The sequence below is a fragment of the Erwinia psidii genome (assembly GCF_003846135.1).
GTDB classification, from domain to species: Bacteria; Pseudomonadota; Gammaproteobacteria; order Enterobacterales; family Enterobacteriaceae; genus Erwinia; species Erwinia psidii.
Genome location: NZ_RHHM01000030.1, coordinates 1 through 2,610, shown reverse-complemented (window position 1 = coordinate 2,610; position 2,610 = coordinate 1). Strand labels below are relative to the sequence as shown.

3 protein-coding genes are annotated in these 2,610 nt (G+C 43.0%); 2 read left to right on the top strand and 1 reads right to left on the bottom strand.

Going from position 1 to position 2,610, the window contains the following annotated elements:
• Both EB241_RS20630 and EB241_RS20625 read left to right on the top strand, forming a co-directional pair.
• On the top strand, positions 1-208 hold a 208-nt coding region (locus EB241_RS20630; RefSeq protein ID WP_199737411.1), incomplete at its 5' end, for an RHS domain-containing protein.
• A gap of 425 nt (positions 209-633) precedes the next feature.
• Positions 634-1,380, top strand: a complete 747-nt coding sequence (locus tag EB241_RS20625) for a hypothetical protein (RefSeq protein WP_124234928.1) — start codon at positions 634-636, stop codon at positions 1,378-1,380.
• Between the two features lie 585 nt (positions 1,381-1,965).
• Here the strand turns inward: EB241_RS20625 and EB241_RS21005 are convergent.
• Positions 1,966-2,499, bottom strand: coding sequence for a hypothetical protein (locus EB241_RS21005; RefSeq protein ID WP_158612435.1), 534 nt, complete (start codon positions 2,497-2,499; stop codon positions 1,966-1,968).
• Between the last annotated feature and the right edge of the window lie 111 nt (positions 2,500-2,610).

The window sequence follows — 2,610 nt, the reverse complement described above, 5'->3', positions numbered from 1 at the left end:
CGAACCGGAGATTTACTGGTATCACTGCCAGCCAAACGGTACGCCGGAGCGGCTGACAGATAAAGCAGGGCGGGTGTGCTGGCAGGGCCATAACGGTGCATGGGGCAAACTGCTGCGTGAGGAGCGGCTGAACGGCCCGGACGATGCGCAGAACCTGCGGATGCAGGGTCAGTATCTGGACAGAAAATCATATTATTTTCGCAAATAATAATAAGCCATTTTATAAAGGTCCTGAACGCACAGGTAGTATTACTCAATCCTTTAAACAGGGTATTTATAAAAGCAGACGGTGAAATATCCCGGAAGCATTTTATAAATGTCATAACCAGCCGAACAGTCAGAAAGCATTGCCAGGGAAAGCATAAAAACTGTCGTTCTGAGAACATGATAAAACATTGATCATAATGTGAAATTTAAAAAAAAGTATCTGAATTTATATTTCCTCAGAGTATCTGCGTTAGTGCAACATATTCAGCGCTCCGCAGTAACTGCCACGTCGGCGTAACGATAACTGTCGCAATAACCCGGTTACTTCAGCACAACGCTAAAGGAACCCTGTCGTCAGGGCGGATTATATCTGCTGAAACGAAAAGGTCCGTAATCTTAATTGTATATCTGATAAGGTGATAACCGATGGATGAGTACGTATATCATATTACTAAAAAAGAAGTTGCCCTTACGCATATTAAAGCAGGTGGGCTGAAACCGGCTGCACAAATATCCGGTGCATCGGTTGCGCGCAGTGAAGGTGCCTTTGCCAGTGACCGTGACAAAACCCTGAGAGTCAAAGAATTATCCCAGCTAAAATTAGCGCTCTGGAATGGTTCAAAAAAAGGGTATACCCTTGAGAAAATTAAAAATAAGAGCTATGCATTTATACCTATTTCATTTGAATTTACTGGTGACAGTGATGCTGAAAATACTGCACTAAGGAAACTGGCGGATGATTTTTACAAACAATACTTTTCACCGATTGCAGGTAGCGATCTGAAGATGAAAGTGAAAGATCTACAACAGCCAGCGGAAGAAATGCTTCGCGATCACCCAAATCATGCCCTGTGCCAGTTTGCCAAAGAATATACCCGATTAGACTTCGCTATTGAGGAGCGTGCTACCTCTAATCATATTTATTTTTTTCCAGCAAAATACGCGTCCGATTGTTACGGTGATTACACTAAGCATCATGGCGGGGCGATTTTATGCAGGGTACTGCGGGTAAAGCGCAGCACCATCAATCATCTGGAACAGGATATGGCCGAATACCGCGGGCTGAAGACGAAAGAGTCTGTAGCGCCTCTGTCTGTTGAAATCTATGATGCTGAAGGAAGTCCGTTCGATACCTCAGCAGGAGATCACTGGCGTTCTTTAACCCAGGTGTAGGCAGGTTACTGCCGGACGACAATGGTCAGTAAGAGAGTTTAAAGATCGGATACACTCAGCAATATAAAAATATTATTACGCACCGATATATATTGCAGCAGAAAGGGATAGCTTTGCCCAGCCCATATGCGGTTTTATACTTTTTCATATTCTGATTTTTTCATTTTTTTTCGTTAAATTTTTCTGCCAAAATCCGCTGAAAAATAAAAAATGGCAGGTCCCTTTTTACAGTAACCGCAGGCCCCGACGTATTGAAAATAGTTAACGGTGTGCATAAGTGGCAGCTCAACAGGTTTTTATGAACTATGTCATGGACTGCTGAATAAATGATGACTTAGGCTATTGCCTGGCTGTGACAGAGGGTGTTTATAATTTACGGTGCGGAATTATCACTGAATTAATAAAATGGGTTTGTCATTTTTATACGTTTGTGAACGGTATTGCTTAATGTCAGATTATTTTAATTAAGTGGTATTTACCATTCTTGTGTAAATATTCTCCGTCAGAGATGGTTTGTTTCTGAAGAACAATATGCAAAAATTATTTCTTTGCGGCGGTGCTCTGCTACAAATCATCGCCGCCGTTTTAATGTTGAGATGCTTTTTTTATTTTCTTTTTGACAGGGAGATGCTTTCTTCCGGTAAAGGTAACGTCAGGAAAATATCCGCCAACACTCCCATACTGCGCAAGCTGGGGATGAATCTGGAAGATTATTTCTTCGATGACCTTTTTCTTTATCAGATCAGAAATGGAGAGACCATCAATAAAGTACCTCTGGAGAAAATCATCAGTATAAAACTGACCGGCACTGTGATTGCTAATCGCAGAGTATGGTTGGTAGTCTGTCACTCTGAGCCAGATCGCACTGAAAGCGCATTCAGAATAGTAAACAACTATACCGTCTTTAATCGTGATTTTGCTGCCTTTCTCGACCGGGTAAGAACGGCAAACCCCAGTGCCAGGGTGCAAAAGATAACTTTTTTCAGAATATAAGCATTGTTCTGATTTTTCTCCACTTGTATACCGTGTTTCATGCTGCCACGCGGTGCATCGCCGCCGGGCAAAACGGCCTGTTGTCATTTCATCCGCAACGTTATTTTTCACCTGTCCGGCAGGCACATTCCTGCCGGTGCAGCCAGTTCGGGAAAAACATCATGTTCTCACGTATCACCGTACATCTGCCCGTGGATGGCCTGCTGTTCTGGAAACTGAACGGCAGCGAAAAGCTCT